Annotated in this window: 17 protein-coding genes; 15 read left to right on the top strand and 2 right to left on the bottom strand. The window is 61.7% G+C overall.

The genetic code is table 11. The annotated features are described in order from the left end of the window. Window positions 1–5 precede the first annotated feature (5 nt). From MTP16_RS24465 to MTP16_RS24400, 14 genes are all read left to right on the top strand, one after another. Window positions 6–731 (top strand): DUF305 domain-containing protein, encoded by a 726-nt coding sequence (locus tag MTP16_RS24465; RefSeq protein WP_243520499.1) that lies wholly within the window; start codon window positions 6–8, stop codon window positions 729–731. An 88-nt stretch (window positions 732–819) separates the two neighbouring features. Beyond that, window positions 820–1377, top strand: a complete 558-nt coding sequence (locus MTP16_RS24460; protein ID WP_243520497.1) for a heavy metal-binding domain-containing protein — start codon at window positions 820–822, stop codon at window positions 1375–1377. A 103-nt stretch (window positions 1378–1480) separates the two neighbouring features. Next, entirely contained in the window at window positions 1481–2725 is a 1245-nt protein-coding gene (locus MTP16_RS24455; RefSeq protein WP_243520494.1) for a TolC family protein, read from the top strand. Between the two features lie 12 nt (window positions 2726–2737). Continuing rightward, window positions 2738–3367: a hypothetical protein gene (locus tag MTP16_RS24450; protein ID WP_243520492.1), complete on the top strand. Its 630-nt coding sequence runs from the start codon at window positions 2738–2740 to the stop codon at window positions 3365–3367. Window positions 3368–3378: 11 nt separating this feature from the next. Further along, the gene (locus tag MTP16_RS24445; protein WP_243520490.1) at window positions 3379–4524 is read left to right on the top strand and encodes an efflux RND transporter periplasmic adaptor subunit; all 1146 of its coding nucleotides are present in this window, start codon (window positions 3379–3381) and stop codon (window positions 4522–4524) included. 34 nt (window positions 4525–4558) lie between these two features. Next, the gene (locus tag MTP16_RS24440) at window positions 4559–5071 is read left to right on the top strand and encodes a YybH family protein (RefSeq protein WP_243520488.1); all 513 of its coding nucleotides are present in this window, start codon (window positions 4559–4561) and stop codon (window positions 5069–5071) included. A 102-nt stretch (window positions 5072–5173) separates the two neighbouring features. After that, window positions 5174–8395, top strand: a complete 3222-nt coding sequence (locus MTP16_RS24435) for an efflux RND transporter permease subunit (protein WP_243520485.1) — start codon at window positions 5174–5176, stop codon at window positions 8393–8395. Window positions 8396–8398: 3 nt separating this feature from the next. Further along, window positions 8399–8710: a DUF6122 family protein gene (locus MTP16_RS24430; RefSeq protein WP_243520483.1), complete on the top strand. Its 312-nt coding sequence runs from the start codon at window positions 8399–8401 to the stop codon at window positions 8708–8710. 12 nt (window positions 8711–8722) lie between these two features. Then, complete coding sequence (locus MTP16_RS24425) at window positions 8723–9352, top strand: helix-turn-helix domain-containing protein (RefSeq protein WP_243520481.1); 630 nt, start codon at window positions 8723–8725, stop codon at window positions 9350–9352. A gap of 86 nt (window positions 9353–9438) precedes the next feature. Next, window positions 9439–9774, top strand: a complete 336-nt coding sequence (locus MTP16_RS24420; RefSeq protein ID WP_243520479.1) for a four-helix bundle copper-binding protein — start codon at window positions 9439–9441, stop codon at window positions 9772–9774. A 162-nt stretch (window positions 9775–9936) separates the two neighbouring features. Further along, a complete protein-coding gene (locus MTP16_RS24415; RefSeq protein ID WP_243520477.1) occupies window positions 9937–10581 on the top strand; it encodes a hypothetical protein in 645 nt (214 codons plus the stop codon). A gap of 163 nt (window positions 10582–10744) precedes the next feature. Then, on the top strand, window positions 10745–10951 hold the full coding sequence (locus tag MTP16_RS24410; RefSeq protein ID WP_243520475.1) for a heavy-metal-associated domain-containing protein: 207 nt from the start codon (window positions 10745–10747) through the stop codon (window positions 10949–10951). A gap of 349 nt (window positions 10952–11300) precedes the next feature. Further along, the gene (locus tag MTP16_RS24405; protein ID WP_243520473.1) at window positions 11301–12509 is read left to right on the top strand and encodes a DUF2231 domain-containing protein; all 1209 of its coding nucleotides are present in this window, start codon (window positions 11301–11303) and stop codon (window positions 12507–12509) included. Between the two features lie 6 nt (window positions 12510–12515). After that, entirely contained in the window at window positions 12516–14909 is a 2394-nt protein-coding gene (locus tag MTP16_RS24400) for a multicopper oxidase domain-containing protein (protein ID WP_243520471.1), read from the top strand. A 19-nt stretch (window positions 14910–14928) separates the two neighbouring features. Here the strand turns inward: MTP16_RS24400 and MTP16_RS24395 are convergent, their stop codons facing one another. Together MTP16_RS24395 and MTP16_RS24390 are read right to left on the bottom strand one after the other, a co-directional pair. Next, entirely contained in the window at window positions 14929–15852 is a 924-nt protein-coding gene (locus tag MTP16_RS24395) for a toxin-antitoxin system YwqK family antitoxin (protein WP_243520469.1), read from the bottom strand. A gap of 59 nt (window positions 15853–15911) precedes the next feature. Next, complete coding sequence (locus tag MTP16_RS24390) at window positions 15912–16931, bottom strand: hypothetical protein (protein WP_243520467.1); 1020 nt, start codon at window positions 16929–16931, stop codon at window positions 15912–15914. Window positions 16932–17220: 289 nt separating this feature from the next. On the opposite strand from MTP16_RS24390, the gene MTP16_RS24385 reads away from it, so the two are divergent. Continuing rightward, a complete protein-coding gene (locus MTP16_RS24385) occupies window positions 17221–18246 on the top strand; it encodes a site-specific integrase (protein WP_243520465.1) in 1026 nt (341 codons plus the stop codon). Window positions 18247–18359 lie beyond the last annotated feature (113 nt).

Here is an 18359-nt window from a genome sequence, read left to right as displayed (position 1 = left end):
AACCCATGAAAAAGTCCGCTTTTTTCCTCGCCGCCCTCTGCTCGGGCTCCCTGCTGGTGGCCAGCTGCAGCAGTGACAAGACCGCCGATTCGACGGCCATGACCACTGAAACGCCCACTACGGAAGGCGCCGCCTCCGGTGACATGGCCGGCATGGACCACTCGGCCGGGGCTACGGGCAGCGCCGCGGGCGGTGACTCCCCGCTGATGGCCTCGATGAATGAGATGATGCAGAAGATGGAGGCCAGCAAGCCCAAAGGCAATACTGACCACGACTTCGCTCACCACATGCTGGAGCACCACAAGGGCGCCGTGGCCATGGCCGACATTCAGTTGCGCGACGGCAAGGACGCCACCATGCGCCAGATGGCCGAGAAAATCAAAGCCGACCAACTTAAAGAAATCACCGAGCTCGAAGCCGTGGCCACCCGCTTGGACAGCGCCCCGACCAACTACAAACCCAACGACCCGGCCGACCCCTTCACCAGCAAGATGAAGGCCTCGATGGATGGCATGATGAAGAACATGCCCCCCATGGTGGCCAACCCAGACATGAACTTCAACATGATGATGACGGTGCATCACCAGAGCGCCGTGGACATGGCCAAAGCCGAACTGGCCCACGGCAAGGACACCAAGCTCAAGGAGATGGCGCAGATGATGATTACCGCCCAGGAGAAGGAAATCGCCGATTTCAAGGCCTGGCACGACCAGAACACCGACAAGATGTAATGCCCGGGAGGCAGGTCGCACCGCCGGTTGGCGGGCGCGACTTGTGCCTATTCTCACCCATCCCCACCATATCAATTACCCGTTTCCCATGAAGATTGTAAAGATTTCATTCGTTGCCGCCGCTCTTTTCGCCCTCGCACCCCTGGCCTCGCAGGCTCAGCACGCCCACGGCGCCGGTGCAGCGGATAAGCACATTGCTCCCGGCGAAACCCACGCCCACAGTGCTCCGCACGGCGGCATGGTGCGTTCGGCCAAGCCCTACCACATGGAGCTGGTGCAGCAGCCCACTGAGCTGCGCATCTACCTGTTGGGCGACAAGATGGCCGCCGTGTCCAATAAGACATTGACGGGTTCGGTGATGGTACAGACCACCGACAACAAGACGGCCACCGTGCCGCTGACGGCTGGCGGCACCGACTACGTGGTGGCCAAGCTGCCCGCCGGCGCCAAAGCCCGCACCGCCATCGTGAGCCTGAAAAACGGCAGCGAGGCCCTGAACGTGCGCTTCGACAAGCTGGACACGGCCGCCAAGGCCAGCAAGACCGTGTCGGCCGCCTACACCTGCCCCATGAACTGCGAAGGCAGTGCCAGCGACAAGCCCGGTAGCTGCCCCAAGTGCGGCATGGCCCTGGTCAAAAAAGCCTAGGCGGAGCCTGTTTTTCGGACGCAGTGCGTCCGGGCCTTCTCCGTCTTGGGCCGTCTGCTGCTGCAACGGTGGGCGGCCCTATGACTGGCTTCAACCTGATTATATGAAGTATTTGAAAATGAAACGCGTGGTGAACCGATTGATGCTGACCCTGGTGCTCCTCGCACTGAGCCCGGCCGTGGTGCGCGCGCAAACCGTTATCGGCCTGGATAGTGCCGAGGCCCAGGCCCTGCGCCGGCATCCGCGGCTGCGGCAGTCAGACCGCGAAATCGAGGAGCAGCGCGCCCTCAAGCGCGGCTCGTTTGCGCCCGCCAACCCGGACTTTCTGTTTTCGGCTCCCACGGGCGAGATGTGGGCTCCGGGCGTGGTGCAAACCATCGACCTGCCCAACGTGTACCGCCAGCAGTCCCGCGTGGCACAAGCCGGTATCACCCTGGCCGAGCGCAACCGCGACGTGAGCCGGGCCAGCGTGCTGCGCGACACGCGTTTGGCCTACCTGAGCCTGCAGTTTGCCGAAGCGCAGGTGCGGCAGCTCACCTACCAAGACAGCTTGTTCCGGGTATTGCGGGTGGCCACTGAGCGCCTGTTTACGGCCGGCGAAGTCACCTCGCTGCAGCGCATCAGCACCGACGCCGAAGCCCGGCAGGTGACCGTGCTGCTGCAGCAAGCCACCGCCGACCGCCAGGCCGCCCAACGCCGTTTGGGTTTGCTGCTCGGCCGACCCGGCGAAGCCCTGGCTACCAGCACCGACCTGGGCCGCACCGGCGCGGAGCTGGTCCAAACGAGCACGGCGCTCCTCGCGGGCCTGCCCGCCGAAGACAGCAGCGCCCTGGTGCGCAGCCCCACTTTGGCCGCTGCCACCCAAAACGTAGCCCTCAGCCAATCGGGCATCAGTCTGGTGCGGGCCCGGCGTACGCCGGCTCTGACGGTGGGCTATCAGAACCAGGCGTTTGAGAACTCAGCCCTAAAGTACCGCTTCCAATTTGGGGTGTCGGTGCCCATTTGGTTCTGGACTTACCGCTCGCAGCTGCAGGCAGCCACGGCCCGCTCCCAAGCGGCCAGCTACCAGTTGCAGGCCCAGCGCCTGGAGCTCAGCACTCAATACCAGCAAGCCGTGGCCGATACGCGCAAATTCTCGGCCTCGCTGGGCTACTACGAGCAGACTGGCCTGCCCCAGTCGCGGGCCATCATCAGCCAGTCCCAGCGCCTGTTCCGGGCCGGGGAAGTGAGTTACCTGCAGCTCATTTTGAGCCTGAACCAGGCCTTTGCCATCCAGAATACCTACCTGACCACCATCCGCGACTACCGCCAGGCTTTGGTCGAGCTTAACTACCTGCGGGGCGAATAACCGTCAACCATCATGAAACAACTCCTCATTATGCTGCTGGGCCTGCTGCTATGCGGCACGGCCTACGCCCACGGGGGCGAGGACCACGGCGACGGACCCAAAGCGGGCACGGCGGCCGGCGCGACCTCGTTTTCGGTGGCCGCGCTCTCCGAGCAGTTCGAGGCGCTGCTGCGCTACGAGCCCCTGGAAGGGGGCAAGCCCGCCGATTTGCGCCTGTTCCTCTCGGACTACGCCACCAATACTCCCATCAAGGGCGCCAAGCTCACGCTCACCACCCCGGAAGATGCCAACCTGAAATGGGCGGTGACCGAGCAGGAGCCGGGCATCTACCTCGTGGAAGGCCAGTTTCCGGCCAACAAGGCCTACAGCTTTGCCCTCAACATCGTGGCCGGCGAGACGGCCGACTTGCTGCTGCTCGAAGGCATCAAGGTAGGAGAGAAGCTGCCCGTAGCGGCCGCAGCCCCCGCCGCCGCCACTTCGCTTTTCTCTTCCTGGAAAACCATCCTGGCCCTGGTCGGCGCCTTTGTGCTCGGCATCGGCCTGACGGCCCTGCTCATGCGGCGCCGGCGTCAGCCCCCGGAACCAGTGCTGCAAACCTCGGAGCAGGCGTTGACCGCCAGCCGCCGCACCCCTTTCCCTTAATGCGACCCGATATGAAAACCAAGCATAAATTCCTGGCGGCTACGGCCGCCGCGGGACTGGTACTCACGGTACTGCTCCTACCACCCGGCCTGGTGCAGGCCCACGGGGGCGAAGACCACGGCGGCACCGCCAAAGCCAGCACCGGCGTGGCGTCCACCGACGAGGTGCTGCTGCCCAAGGAAAGCCAGTTCCTGTTCGAGGTGCGCACAAGCCTGGCCGCCTACTCGACCACCTACAGCCGGGCCACGCTCTACGGCACGGTATCGGCCGCGGCCGGGGGCGAAGGCCGAGTGGTGGTGCCCCAGACGGGGCGCATCGTGAGCCTCGCCGCGCAGGTGGGTAAAACCGTGCGCGCCGGGCAGACGCTGGCCGTCATCGAGCAAACCCTGGACGCGACTCAGCAAATCGGCCTCAGCACCGAGCGGGCCAATGCTCAGGCAGAACTGCGCGCCGCCCAGCAGGACTACGCCCGCCTGCAAAGCATCGCCGACATCGCCGCCCGCAAGGACGTGGTGGCCGCCGAGCTGCGCCTGCGCCAGGCCCGCCAGAACGCCGGCATCCAGAACGGGCAGGCCAGCCAGCGCCGCGTGAGCATCACCTCGCCCGTGAGCGGCACCGTCGACGTGTTCAACCTCGCCGTGGGCCAACAGGTCAACCAAGGCGACGAGCTGTTTCGCGTCATCAACCCTGGCAAGCTGCGCGTCGAAGCCCAGGTGTTTGCCCAGGACCTGGCCAAGGTCACGCCCGGGGCCCGGTTCCGGGTGGAAGGCCTGCAAGGTCAAGCCGGCGTACCCGCCAGTCTCGTAGTGTTCAGCAACGTGGTGAACCCCGTGAACCAGGCCCGCCAGCTGGTGCTGGAGCTGGACGCGCAGGAAGGCAGCGCCTACCGCGCCGGCCAGGCCGTGAACGTGCAGGTCGTGGGCCAGACCGGCGGGGGCACCCCGCAGCTGGTGGTGCCGACCTCGGCCATCACCGATTTGAATGGCAAGCCCGTGGTGTTCGTGCACACCGAGCCCGAGCGGTTCAAGATTCGCTTCGTGCAGCCCGGGGCCGTCAACGGCCAGCAGACCGTGCTCGTGCAGGGGCAGGTCAACGAAAACGACCGCGTGGTCACCACCGGCACCTACCAGCTCAAATCCATTTACCTCAACCAATAGGTCCCCCTCCGCCGTGGCTGCTTCCTCCCTCCCCATGAAAAACCTCTTTGCCCTCGCGGTCCTGACCGCCACGCTTTCCCTCACCGCTGCCAGCGCCCAGGCCCAGACGGCTCCGGCCGCCAGCTCCGCCGCCGACGAGGCTGCCGTGAAAGCGGTGCTGACCAAGTACCAGCAGGCCGTGCAAAAGCTGGACACCACGGGCACCGCCCGCCTGTTCACGGCCAACTCTCAGGTGTTCGAGTCGGGCGGCGTGGAAGGCACCTACCGCCACTACGCCGAGCACCACCTGGGTCCCGAGCTCAAGGAGTTCAGCGCGTTCACCTTCAGCGATTACAAAGCTGCCGTGCAGGTAGACGGACCCTACGCATTTGCGACGGAAACCTATACCTACACCATCAACCTCAAGAAAGGCCCCCAGGACAAGGAAGCCAAAGCACCCATCGTGCGCCGCGGGGTGGCCACGTCCGTGCTGCGCAAAAACGCCGCCGGGCAGTGGCAAATCATGAGCACCCACTCCTCGGCCCGCACCCCCCGGGTCAAAAAATAAGCTATCCGGCGGGCCTGGGCTACCATCCAAGACGCTGCTGAATTTCCGGAGGGGAGGGGCTACTAGGCCACTCTCGCTTCTTCCTCTTTGCGCTAACAACCGATGCTTGACAAGATAATTCGCTTTGCCCTGCAAAACCGCCTGCTGATGCTGGCCTTTGCCGTGGGCCTCATCATTGCCGGCTCCTACACGGCTGGCCAGCTGCCGGTGGATGTGCTGCCCGACCTGGACCGGCCCCGCGTAACGGTGTTTCTGGAAGCGCCCGGCATGGCCCCCGAAGAGGTGGAAGCCCTGGTGACGCTACCCGTAGAAACGGCCCTGAACGGGGCCACCGGCGTGTCGGCGGTGCGCTCCAACTCGGCCATCGGCCTGGGCATGGTGTTCGTGGAGTTTGACTACGGCACCGACATTTTCACCGCCCGCCAGATTGTGAGCGAGAAGCTGCAAACCACCGGCGAGCAGCTGCCCGAGGGCATCACGCCGGTGCTGGGCCCCATTTCCTCGGTTATGGGTCAGATTATGCTGGTGGGACTGTCGGGAGGGAAAGAAACGAACGCGGCCGATTTGCGCACGCTGGCGAACTACACCGTGCGCCAGCGCCTGCTCTCCATTCCGGGCGTGGCCCAGGTCATTCCCATTGGCGGCGACAACCTGCAGTACCAGGTGCTGCTGGACATGCCGCGCCTGAACGCCACGGGCCTCACGGTAAACCAGGTAGAGGAAGCCCTGCGCCAGTCCAACCTCAACACCACCGGCAACTTCTTCGACCGCCAGGGCTCGGAAGTCCTCATCCGTAACCTGGGCCGGCTGCGCTCGGTTGGGGACATCGAAAATATCATCGTCGGCTACCGCGAGCAGTCGCCTATCCGCGTGGCCGACATTGCCAAAGTAGAATTTGGTGCCCGCTTCAAGCGCGGCGACGGCAGCGTGAACGGTAAGCCGGCCGTAATTCTCAGCATCGAGAAGCAGCCCGGCGCCGCCACCGTGGGCCTGACCGAAGCGGTGGAGAAAGCCTTGGTAGAATTGAAGCCTTCGCTGCCCAAAGACGTGCAGGTCAACACGCGCCTGTTCAAGCAGTCGGAATTTATCAAGTCGTCGATTTCCAACGTCGAGGAAGCCCTGCGCGACGGCGCCATTCTCGTGGTCATCGTGCTGTTTGCCTTCCTGCTGAACGTGCGCACCACCTTCATTTCGCTGGTCGCCATTCCACTCTCGCTGCTAGTCACGGCCCTGGTGTTTAGGGCGGCGGGCATCAGCATCAACACGATGACGCTCGGCGGATTGGCCATTGCCATCGGTGAGCTAGTGGACGACGCCATCGTGGACGTGGAAAACGTGTACCGCCGCCTGCGTGAAAACAAGCAAAAGGCTCACCCGCAGCCGGTGCTCAAGGTCATCTATGCCGCCTCCTCTGAGGTGCGCAATTCCATCGTGTACGCCACCATCATCGTGGTGCTGGTGTTCCTGCCGCTGTTTGCTTTGGAGGGCATGGAAGGCCGCATTTTCGCGCCCTTGGGCATCGCCTACATCACCAGCATCGTGGCCTCGCTGTTCGTGTCGCTCACCGTCACGCCGGTGCTCTGCTACTATCTGCTGCCGAAGATGAAGCAGATGGACCACCCCGAAACCGACGGCGGGCTGGTGCGCTGGCTCAAGAAAAAGGACACCCGCCTGCTGGGTTGGGGCCTGCAGCACCCTAAGGCCATACTCGGGGTAACCGGGGCGCTGTTCGTGGCGGCGATGGCGCTGATTCCTTTCTTCGGCACCGAGTTTCTGCCGCCCTTCAACGAAGGCTCGCTCACGGTCAACTTCTCGGCCCCGGCTGGCACCTCCCTCACCGAATCCAACCGACTGGGCAGCCTGGGCGAGCAACAGATGCTCAAGATTCCGGAAGTGGCCTATACCGCCCGCCGCACCGGCCGCGCCGAGCTCGACGAGCACGCCGAATCGGTGAACAACTCGGAAATCGAGGTGGCCTTCAAGACCGAGGAGGAGCTGGAAAAGGAAGGCAAAACCATGCGCAGCCGCGACGAGATTTTGGCCGACATGCGCGAGAAATTGAGCCTGATTACGGGCGTCAACGTCAACATCGGCCAGCCCATTTCCCACCGCTTGGACCACCTCTTGTCGGGCGTACGGGCCCAGGTAGCCATCAAGGTATTCGGCAACGACCTGCTGGAGCTGCGCCGCTACGCCAACGAAGTGCGGACGGCCGCTGCAACCGTGCCCGGCGTGGTGGACCTGCAAGTCGAGAAGCAGGTGCAGATTCCGCAGCTGCTCATCCGGCCCCGCGATGAGGCCCTGCGCGCCTACGGCATGGCCCGGGGCGAAGTAGTGCGCGACCTGGAAACCCTGTTTCAGGGCGCCGTCGTCTCGCAGATGCTTGACGGACAGAAGCGCTTTGACTTAGTGGTGAAGCTGCCCGAGCAGCAGCGTAACGACATCGCCGCCATTGGGCAGACGCGCATCGAAACGCCTAGCGGCGCCATGATACCCGTGAGCCAGGTAGCTGATATTGTCTACGAGCCGGGTCCCAACACCGTCAACCACGAAAATACCCAGCGCCGCATCACCATCTCGCTGAACGTGGCCGAGCGCGACCTGGGCTCCACCGTCAAGGAGATTCAGGCCAAGGTAAATGCGCAGGTGAAGCTGCCGCCGGGTTACTACCTTACCTACGGCGGACAGTTCGAGAGCCAGCAGTCGGCTTCGCAGAAGATTATGTGGCTGAGCTTGTTTTCGCTGGCTGGCATCTTCCTGGTCTTATTCTCGCACTTCAAGTCCTCGTGGATGGTGGGCCAGATTATGCTCAACATCCCGCTGGCCCTCATCGGCTCGGTGGTGGCGGTGCTGCTCACGGGTGGCACGTTTAGCATTGCCTCGCTGGTAGGCTTCATCACGCTCACCGGCATTGCCTCGCGCAACGGCATCATGATGATTTCGCATTACATCCACCTCGTGGAGCACGAGGGCGAGAAGTTCGGCATTCCGATGATTATCCGCGGCTCCCTGGAACGCCTGGTGCCGGTGCTGATGACGGCCCTGGTGGCCGCCCTGGCCCTGGTGCCGCTCACCCTGGCCAAGGACGCGCCCGGCAAGGAAATCCTGTATCCGGTGGCCACCGTGATTCTGGGCGGCCTGCTCAGCTCCACCTTCCTCGACATCATCGTGACGCCCGTGGTGTTCTGGCTGGTGGGCGAAAAGGCCCTGGCCCAATACTTCGCTTCTCACCAGGAAACGGGCCTGGACGACCACCCCCAAGAGCTCGACGCGCAGCCGCTTACGCCGGCTTCGGACCGGAATCCGGTGCTGCCCACCCGCTAGGTTATGCTGCACGCCTTTTTCCACATCACGGTACCGGGGCTGTACGCCCTGTCCTTCCACCGCCCCCACTGGCGGCGCGTATGGCTGGTGCTGGCCGCTGCTCTGCTGCTCGACCTGGACCACCTGTGGGCCACGCCCTTCTACGACCCGGACCGCTGTAGCATCAACTTCCACACTTTTCACACCTACTGGGCCATCGGCGGCTACGTGCTGCTGCTGCTGCCTGAGCGGACCCGCATCTGGGCCGTGGGCTTTCTGCTGCACATGGTGCTCGACTACACCGAGTGCTGGCAGCGCGGCATCTACCTGCCTTAACCTCCCTTCTTGATGCCTAATCGCCCCGATTCTGCTCCGCCCACTACTGTGCTTTACATCAAGCACATGGTCTGCGCGCGCGGTATCCGGGTGGTGCGGCAGGAGCTGGAAGGTTTGGGATTGCAGGTGCTCGACGTGCGCCTGGGCGCCGCCACGGTGGCGGGCGCGGCCGAAGAGCTGGACTGGCCCCGCCTGCGGGCCACGCTCGAAGCGGCTCGGTTTGCCTTACTCGAAACCTTTCACCAGACCCTGGTGGAACGGGTGAGCGTGGCGGTAAACCGTTTGCTGCGCGAGCCCGGCGAAAGCCTGCGGCACCGGGCTTTCGGGGCGGCGGTGGCCCGGGAGTTGGGCCTGACCCACGGGCAGCTGAGTGCGGCCTTTGCCCGCCTGGTGGGTGACAAGACGCTGGCGGCCTACATTCTAAGTCAACGGCTGGCTTATGCCCAGGAGCTGCTGCTTTCTTCTTCCCTGAGCGTGGGCCTCATTGCCCGGCGCCTGGGGTACGCCAGCCTGGCACACTTCTCCGGCCAGTTCCGGCGCCTGGCCCGCTGTTCGCCTTCCGCGTATCGCCGGCTGCTGCGCGCCGAAATGGTTTCGGTTGTGAAAGACGAGGCCCCAAATCATGCAAGGGAAAAAGATTAATATGTAAAACTGTGGGCCACAGAGCAGGTATACTTAGTCAGCTGCCCAGTTGGGCTGCCCTATTCGTTCACTTACACCTCTTAACCATGCATACCCAAAACCAAAGCCTGCTCGACGCCCTCAACGCCTGCATCGCCGCCTGTGAGCATTGCGCTACGGCCTGCCTGCAGGAAGACAATGTGAAGATGATGGCCCGCTGCGTCCTGTTGGACCGCGACTGCGCCGACGTGTGTGCCCTCACCGCCCGCCTCGTGGCCCGCGGCTCGGAGCACGCCGCCCATCTGCTACGCGAGTGCGCTGAAATCTGCAAGGCCTGCGCCGACGAATGCGAAAAGCACGGTGCCCACTCCGAGCACTGCCGCGCATGCGCTGAGGCTTGTCGCCGCTGCGAGCAGGCCTGCCGTCAGGGCATTGCCGCTTAAGTATTCTCAATACCTTGTGAAGCCAGTCCGTCGCGTACGGGCTGGCTTTTTCGTGAGCTACCACCTGGTAATTATGCTGGTCCGCGGCCTAATTCTGTACGCCTAGCTTATGCGACACTCCTACTTTTGCGGGGTCATTTACCCGCCTCAACCGCCCCGCCGATGACCCTGGCTCCCACCCTGCGTAAATTCATGCTCACCGCCCACATCACGTTTTCGGTGGGCTGGCTGGGTGCAGTGGCCGTGTTCCTGGCTCTGGCCATCACCGGCCTCACCAGTTCCGATGCCTTGCTGGTGCGCACGGCCTACCTGGCCATGGGGCTGAGTGGCTGGTTTATCATCGTGCCTTCCAGCCTGGCTGCGCTGGCCACCGGCGTGGTGCAGGCGCTGGGCACGCCCTGGGGCTTGTTCAAGCATTACTGGGTGCTGGTGAAGCTGGTGCTCACCGTGGGTGCCACACTCTTGCTGCTTTTGCACATGCAGCCCGTTACCTACTTGGCCGAAGTAGCTGCCAAAACCGACCTATCCGTGACTGACCTGCGCGGACTGCGCCTGCAGCTGCTGGCCGACGCAGCCGCCGCGCTGGTGGTTTTGCTGGCGGCCACCGCCATTTCGGTCTACAAACCCTGGGGGCGCATCGGTAAGTGGCGGCAGCAAAAGCAGGCTCACGCCCAAGCCGTGGCCGCGGGCCACGCAGATGCTCTGCCGACGCCCTGGGGCCGCTATTTGCTTATCGCCGGGTTAGTGCTGCTGGTGCTCTTTGCGGTGGGCAAACACCTGCTAAGCGGAGGCATGGGCCACCACTAAAAACATCGGTCAGTGCAGTGGCAAGCAGTCCGGTGGCGGAATAGCGGCCACAAATCATGCAAGCCTGAAGCTTAATTCTGTACCCCTAACGGTGCACCGCGCGCTAGTTTTGGGTGTTCTTATATCGAACCCGCCCGATTTGGGCGACACTTCCTTAACTCCCATGAAAACCCTTCAATTCAACACCAACATCAACTGCGGCAGCTGCATCAAAGCCGTAACTCCCACCCTCAACGGCGAGAAAGCCATCACTTCCTGGCAAGTGGACACGGTGAACCCCAGCAAGGTGCTTACCGTGACCGGTGACGTGACCGAAGAGCAGGTGCTGGCCTTGGTGGAAGATGCTGGATTCAAGGCGACTAAGGCCTAGTCATTCCAGTTGGGCTCCTGTGGCGCCTAGACCGCAACCATCAAAACCGATAAAACGCCCGGCCCCGCAGCCGGGCGTTTTGTGTTTTAACGTCCCTCTAAAGCAGCCTACCTCCAAGAACGATGCATTTGCTCAGCTACCGGGGTGCTTGAAATTATGCAACTGGTTGGCCCTTGGCGTGTAAACATTGGCTCGGCCCGGCTACGTATGGTACACTACAGAGAATAGCAACAAATCCCGGGCCGGCGGTCCGCACCGCCTCTCCATCGTCCATCGGGAAATGCCCCGGCGCTGCTGCTTGCAGTGAGCCGGGGTTTTTCCGTGCACCAGCCTTAGCTCATTCGGCTCTATGTTTTCAGATTTTCCCAATCTGCACCCCCTGGTGGTGCACTTACCCATTGTCCTAATTATGCTCGCCGCGGCGTTGCAGGCCCTGCTGGTATTTAAGGACTGGCCCCAGGTGCGCTGGATTGCGCTGGCGGTAATGGCCGGGGGCTTCGCCGGGGCGGTAGCGGCCAGCACCGTGTTTCATGCCATGCCCCTGGGCCTATCACCCCGGGCAGCGGCGGTATTCGCGGCCCACGAACAGTTTGCCAGCTACACTACCTGGCTCTCGGGCATCACGCTGCTGTTAGCCGGCATCGGGTTTTACTTTAAAGTGCAGCGCCGGGCCTACGAGGTGCTGGTGCTGGTGGCGGCAGTGGCGGCGGCCGGCGCGCTTTCCGTGGCCGGGCACCGGGGCGCGCAGCTGGTGTACGTGGAGGGCGTGGGTCCCCAGGGCAACCTGCTCGATAAAAGCCACGGCCACGGTGGGGAGGAAGAAATGCCCGGCATGGACATGCCGACTTCGGATGCAGACGCCCACAGCGAAGAGCCCGGCACAAGCGACGGGACTCGCCAACCAGCCGGCACACCGCCAGACAACGCCCAACCCGGCATGGAAGGCATGAACATGGACCCCAAGGCCGCCCAGCCAGGCAAGCGCAGCCAATCCATGGAGCCGATGGAAGGCATGAACATGCCCACCCAACCGCGGGGCAGCCAACGGCAGCCAGCACCGGCAGGCCGCAGCGTGCGGCCGGGGGCCATGGCGGATATGCCGGGAATGAACATGCCCGGCATGAGCACCCCGCGCCCCTCGGCCCAAGCGCCTGGCCGCAAAGCGCAGCCCGCTCAAATGGACATGGGCAACATGCCGGGCATGGACATGGGGCCCGCCCGCCCGAAAAACACACCCCGGAACCAACCTGCTATGGGCAACATGGGCACGATGAAGGGGATGGAGAACATGCCCGGCATGCAGCCCGCCGGCGGTCAGAAACCCGGCGCAACCCGCCAAGCATCAAACGACATGTCGGGGATGCCAGGCATGAAAAAGGGTGAGTCCATGCCCGGCATGGGCGATATGAAGGACATGGACATGAAAGGCAAGGATGGCAAGCCAATGGAGATGAAGGGCACCGGGACGATGCCCGGCATGGCCATGCCCAGCCCGATGGACAAGTTTCGCTTCGAGGACAACAACCCGGCGCGCAACCAACCCAAAAGCAATAACTAACTGACGATGCGAGTAATCCTTCTGCTGGCTGCGCTGCTGGCCACCTTGCCCGCCTGGGCCCAGAGCATGCCCGGCATGCGTATGGGCAAGGGCACCGAGCCCCACCTGACCCAGTCCGCGCCGCCGGCCGCCGAGCTGCAAGGCAAAGTCGTGACGCCCCGCAGCAGCTACGTGGGCAAACGGGTAGAATACGACCTGTACGTCGACGAGCGCCTAGTCAACTTCACCGGCCGCACCCGCCGGGCCATCGGCATAAACGGCCAGATTCCGGCCCCCACGCTCACCTTCAACGAGGGCGACACGGCCGTGATTCGGGTGCACAACCAGATGCACATGGAAACCTCCATTCACTGGCACGGCCTGCTGCTGCCCAACGAGCAGGACGGCGTGCCATACCTCAACACGGCACCGGTCGAGCCCGGCGGCACCCACACGTTTACGTTCCCCCTGATTCAGAGCGGCACTTACTGGTACCACTCCCACACCATGCTGCAGGAGCAGGACGGCGTGTACGGCTCTATCGTCATTCACCCCAAGCGGATTCCCTACGAGATGAAGGAGTACGTGCTGGTGCTCTCCGACTGGACCGACCACAAGTCCAAGGAGGTGCTGCGCTACCTTAAGCGCACCGGCGAGTGGTTTGCGGTGCAGAAAGGGGCCACCCAGAGCTACGGCGAGGCCCTGGCCGCCGGCTACTTCAAGGACAAGCTCAAGCAGGAGTGGGGCCGCATGCCGGCCATGGACCTGACCGACATCTACTACAACAAGTTTCTGACCAACGGGCAGGAAAAGGGCTACTTCAAGGACGCCAAGCCCGGGGAAGTGGTGCGCCTGCGCGTCATCAACGGCAGCGCCTCCTCGTACTTTTTCCTGCAGTACGCCGGCGGCCCCATCCAGGTAATTGCTGCCGACGGCATTAACGTGGAGCCCTTCCCGGTCACCAAGCTCGAAATTGCCACGGCCGAAACCTACGACCTGCTGGTCACGGTGCCCGCGATGGGCGCAGCCGAGTTTCGGGCCACGGCCAACGACATCACGGGCTACACCTCCACCTACATCGGGGAGGGCGAGCCGATGAAAGCGCCTGACCTGCCCCGCATCAACTACTTCCAGATGATGCGCGAAATGGGCAGCATGGGCAACATGAGTGGCATGGACATGGGCGGCGCCGGCATGACCAAGCAGCAGAGCGGTGGGGAAATGAAAGGCATGGGCATGTCGGGCCAGAAGCCGGCCAGTGGCTCGCAGATGCCAGGGATGGACATGCAGCACGGCTCGGCACCCGCCACCACGGCCCCCTCGCCGCAGAACCGGCCAGCGAATGCCCAGGAAAAAGCCGGCAAAAGCATGGGCAGCATGCAGGATACGGGCGGCATGGCGGGCATGGACATGGGAGGAATGGCCGGAATGAGCGGCAGTGCCGGTGACTTCAACTACAACCAGCTGCGGGCCCTCAACCCCACCACGCTGGATTCCACCAAGCAGTGGCGGGAAATTAACCTGACCCTGACCGGCAACATGCTGCGCTACGTGTGGTCGTTTGACAACAAGACTTTGTCCGAGGCCGACAAGATTCCCATCCGCAAGGGCGAGAACGTGCGCATGACCTTCACCAACACCACCATGATGCGCCACCCGCTGCACCTGCACGGGCACTTTTTCCGGCTCGTCAACGCCCAGGGCGCCTATTCGCCGATGAAGCACACCTTCGACATCCAGTCCATGGGCAAGGTCACCATCGAGTTCGATGCCAACGAGGAGCAGGACTGGTTTTTCCACTGCCACATCCTTTACCACATGATGGCCGGCATGGCCCGCATCGTGAGCTACGAGGGCACCCCGCAGAACCAGTACGCCCGCACCGACTACGAGGAGCTGAAAAAGGAAGACAACCGGCCCTACCTCTGGGCCGACCTGATGGCGCACTCGCAGGGCGCTTTCCTGGAAACTACCCTCACCAACAACCGCAACGCGCTGGAATTTGAGGGACGGGTGAACTACCAGGGCAACTTCGAGACCGAAACCCACCTGCTGCGCTACCTTGATAACCGGCAGTTTCTCGCCGCGTTCGTGGGCTTTGACTACCGCAACAACCGCACGTTGCTGGCGGAGGGCGAGCGCAACACCAAGAACAACCGGCGCGTGTTCGATGTGGGCGCCTACTACCTGCTGCCGCTGCTCGTGCGCTCGGAGCTGCGCCTGGACAGCAACGGCAAGGTGCGTCTGCAGTTGGAACGCACCGACCTGCCCCTGAGTAACAACTTCTTCGCCGACCTGCTGGTGAACACCGACCGTGAGTACAACGTCGCCTTCCGCTACATGGTCAGCAAGTACTTTTCCCTGAGCACAAACTATGACAGTGACTACAAGTGGGGCGCCGGCCTGACTATTCACTACTAAAGGCAGAAGCCGGCGCTGCTTATTTACAGGCTTTCACCAAGGCTGTCACGCTCAAGGTAGCGGTAGCGTCGGCGCGGTAATTATCGTTGTTCACGCAGACGTACAGGCGGCGCGTGCCCGGTGGCAGGGTGATAGGCCGGGTTTCCTGGGGCGTGTTGCTGGCCACCCGCAAACACGAATTGGGGATGGTAATTGAGCCTTTCGTATCCATGAACTGCTGCACCGCCGCCGGGTCCGTGGTGATGTACCAGCGGCACTTGGTGCTCACCGTCGGCGTGGGCCCGGTGTTCTGCTTGGAGAGCGTGGCCGATACCATGGATAGCAAAGCAACCGTGCCCGTGGCGGGGTTGCTCAGCGCGCTGGCCAGCCCGATGGCCGTGGACCACGACGGGGCCGTTTCGCCGTCGCGGATGTCGAGCTTGTACACGATGCCGGCCGTGCCCTCCGGCACGTCCACTTCAAACACTTTCCGACTCAAATGCACGCAGGTACTGCAATGGATGGTGGCATTGCTCAGGGGCAGGGCATCCTCGGTTGTATAGGTGCACTTGATTTCGCGTCCGTTGGGCTGCCAGCTGCGAAAATCCGATTGCTGCACTCCGTTCAGGTAGGTGCCTCGGAAGCTGACCTGGCCGTTTTCGTGCCAGCCGCAGCACAGACCGGTCGGCTTGTCCGGTGACTCGCTGGCCATTTTGCCCTCCCACTGCTTTTTCCACGAGGGGTAGAAGTAGTCCCGCACGGTGCCCACGGTTTTACCGGCTGCGTCGTGGCGGGCAATGCGGGCGTAGCTGACTTCCTCCAGCGTTTCGGTGCGCTCCCAGTCGCGGTCAAAGTAGACCGTATCGGCCGGGGGCAGAGTAACGGCGGCAGGCTTGGGCCGCTGGGCCAGCGTTGGGAGACTTACTAGTAGAAGTAGAAAGGGTAGAAAGTAGCGTTTTGCCATAAATGGGAAAGTAAAATGGGCCTTTTATTAATATATAACCTTTAGAAGCATGACACCAGCTATTCCTTATGCAAGCTTGGCTGTTCAGGAACAGATGAACTTAAGGCATCGCGCGACTCACTTAAAGCTTTGATGGTCTTGCGAATATCACCAGAAGCAAAAGCTGCTTGAAAATCTAACGCATCTTTCTTCAAGTCGGTGAAGACGACGGAAGCATCCTTGAGCAATTCGCGAAGGTTTTTGCCTTTGGGAGTGAGAAAGCGATTATTTTCACTGAGCCACTCTTTCAAGGGACGTACATATTGTTCCATATACAATTCAAGTGGAACCACCCGAGCATTTAGCTTTCCGTAATCCAGCAATAAGTCATTTAGCTTGCCTAGCTCCGCTTCTGCAATGATTTGGGCTGTAGGGTCAGCGCGCTTGATGATACGCTCCGTTCGGGAAGCATCATATTCATCCAATAAAGCAGCCACATCGTTGGATGACTTTTGCACTTGTTCTTTGAAGCGCAAATGGCGCTGGTACGCACTATCTCTATAGCGTTCGAACGAGTCTCGCACTGCGCCAACGCGAGCGGTCAAAGAATCAGTAAGCGAAAGCATGCGTTTATAATTCTTTTCATGCTCAGCGTTATCGGCAAATAGGGCATTGTAAGCATGGAAGGTAGCTTCACTGTCTGCCCTGTTCAGACGGCCTACAGAACCGCTAACGACTAGCCCAAGTCGTTGAATAGTTGTGGGCGCCGCAGCTATCTCAGACACGAACTTGTCCAATGCGTCCGCTTGGGCGGTAGCATACGTTAAAACGTCTTGCAGAACGCCAGCAAAATAGCTGAGGTGTTCTTGATGCTTTCGGCGTGCAGCTTCCTTTTCACTTCGGTTAGAGGCCCATACCTGCAGTTTGTAGACATAATACGCGGCAACCAAGCCTAAGAACGCACCAAGCGCGGCACCTAATACGTTGACTTTTATGTCTGTAGCGTTCTCCGTGAAGAAAGAAATGGTATCATTCCAATGAGTTGTAATCCATGTTGGCTCGGACACTGAAACTTGCTGCGTTTTGCCCACCTGCTGCATATAAAAGACTGTTTGATTGTAGCTCTGCGATAAGTTCTAAGCTGAAGCCAGCGAATCCAAGTTTGAATGTAGGCGTTAATACAGCCTTCAAATGTAAGTTGAATTGGTCTTGTGCGCTTATGCCAATTTTGGTATTTGAATCCATTATGTTCTCTGTTACCACAGTCCTCTTCAACTTGCATTAATTACCGTCGATAATTAAGACTTATCGACGGTAATTACCTACTTTTGGAGCAGCAGTCATTTTTCTTCTTTCGCGGGCTTTCCGCTGTGGCTACTCCTTATATATATGTTCCACCTCCCCGCGCCAGTTCCTCAACCATTCGGAGCCAGCCTGTCCTCCACGGTTTCGTCGGCCGCGTCCGCTTACCTGGACGCCGGCCTGCAGGGCGCAGATAACACACGCCGGGCCTACCTGTCGGACCTAGGCGTGTTCGACCGGTTCTGCGCCGAGCACAACCGCTGCCCGCTGCCAGCCGACGTGGCGACGCTCATCGAGTACGTGACCTTCCTGGCCGACACGCCTCCCGAGCCCCGCGCTAATGCCCGGCCCACCACGGCACCCCGGCCTCCGCGCAAGTTTGCAACCCTCAAGCGTCACTTGGCCGCCATTCAGAAAAACCACCAGCTGCGCGGCTACGACTCGGCCGTCGCGGCACCCGAACTGGCCGCGGTGCTCGATGGCATCGCCCGTCTCAAGGGCAAACGCCAAAAGCAGGCGCCGGCCTTCACGGTCGACCATCTCAAGCAGGTGATTCGCGGATTGGACCGCGCCACGCCCGCTGGACTACGCGACCGGGCCCTGTTGTTGCTGGGATTCGCCGGTGCTTTCCGCCGCTCGGAACTCGAAGCCTTGGACGTCGACCACGTGCGGCTCACCTCGAAGTCCCTGCTCATCGACATGGGCAGCAGCAAAACCAACCAGTACGGGGAGCTGGAAAACAAAGCGGTGTTCTACGCCCCGGACGAGTTGTTCTGCCCGGTGCGGGCGGTGCTGGAATGGAAAGAGTTACTGGGACGAAATACTGGCCCCTTGTTCGTGCGCTTGGCCCGGGGAGCGGCCGGCGAGCCCTCGCGCCTGAGCAAGCATCGGCTGACAGCAAAGGGCATGAATGAGCTGGTCCAAAAGCATTTTGGGGCGCACTTTACTGCTCACTCCTTACGGGCTTCCTTCGTGACGGTGGCTGTCCAGAAGGGCCAATCCAACAAGGCCATTAAGAACCAGACCAAGCAAAAGACCGATGCGATGATTGAGCGCTACGCTCGCCTCAACGATGTGGAGGACTTTAATGCTGCTCAGCATTTAGGGCTTTAACTTTAACCTGCAGGAACTCGGGCAAAGTGCGCCGTAACCTACCTTAATTCACTTATATTCTCCTCTAAATCGCAAATGCCCCAGTCATTATCCGCCGCAACGGGCCCGCCGCC

The organism is Hymenobacter monticola (assembly GCF_022811645.1).
Classification (GTDB): Bacteria; Bacteroidota; Bacteroidia; order Cytophagales; family Hymenobacteraceae; genus Hymenobacter; species Hymenobacter monticola.
The sequence above is the reverse complement of the archived record's forward strand: the minus strand, read 5'-3'. Positions and strand labels throughout refer to the sequence as shown.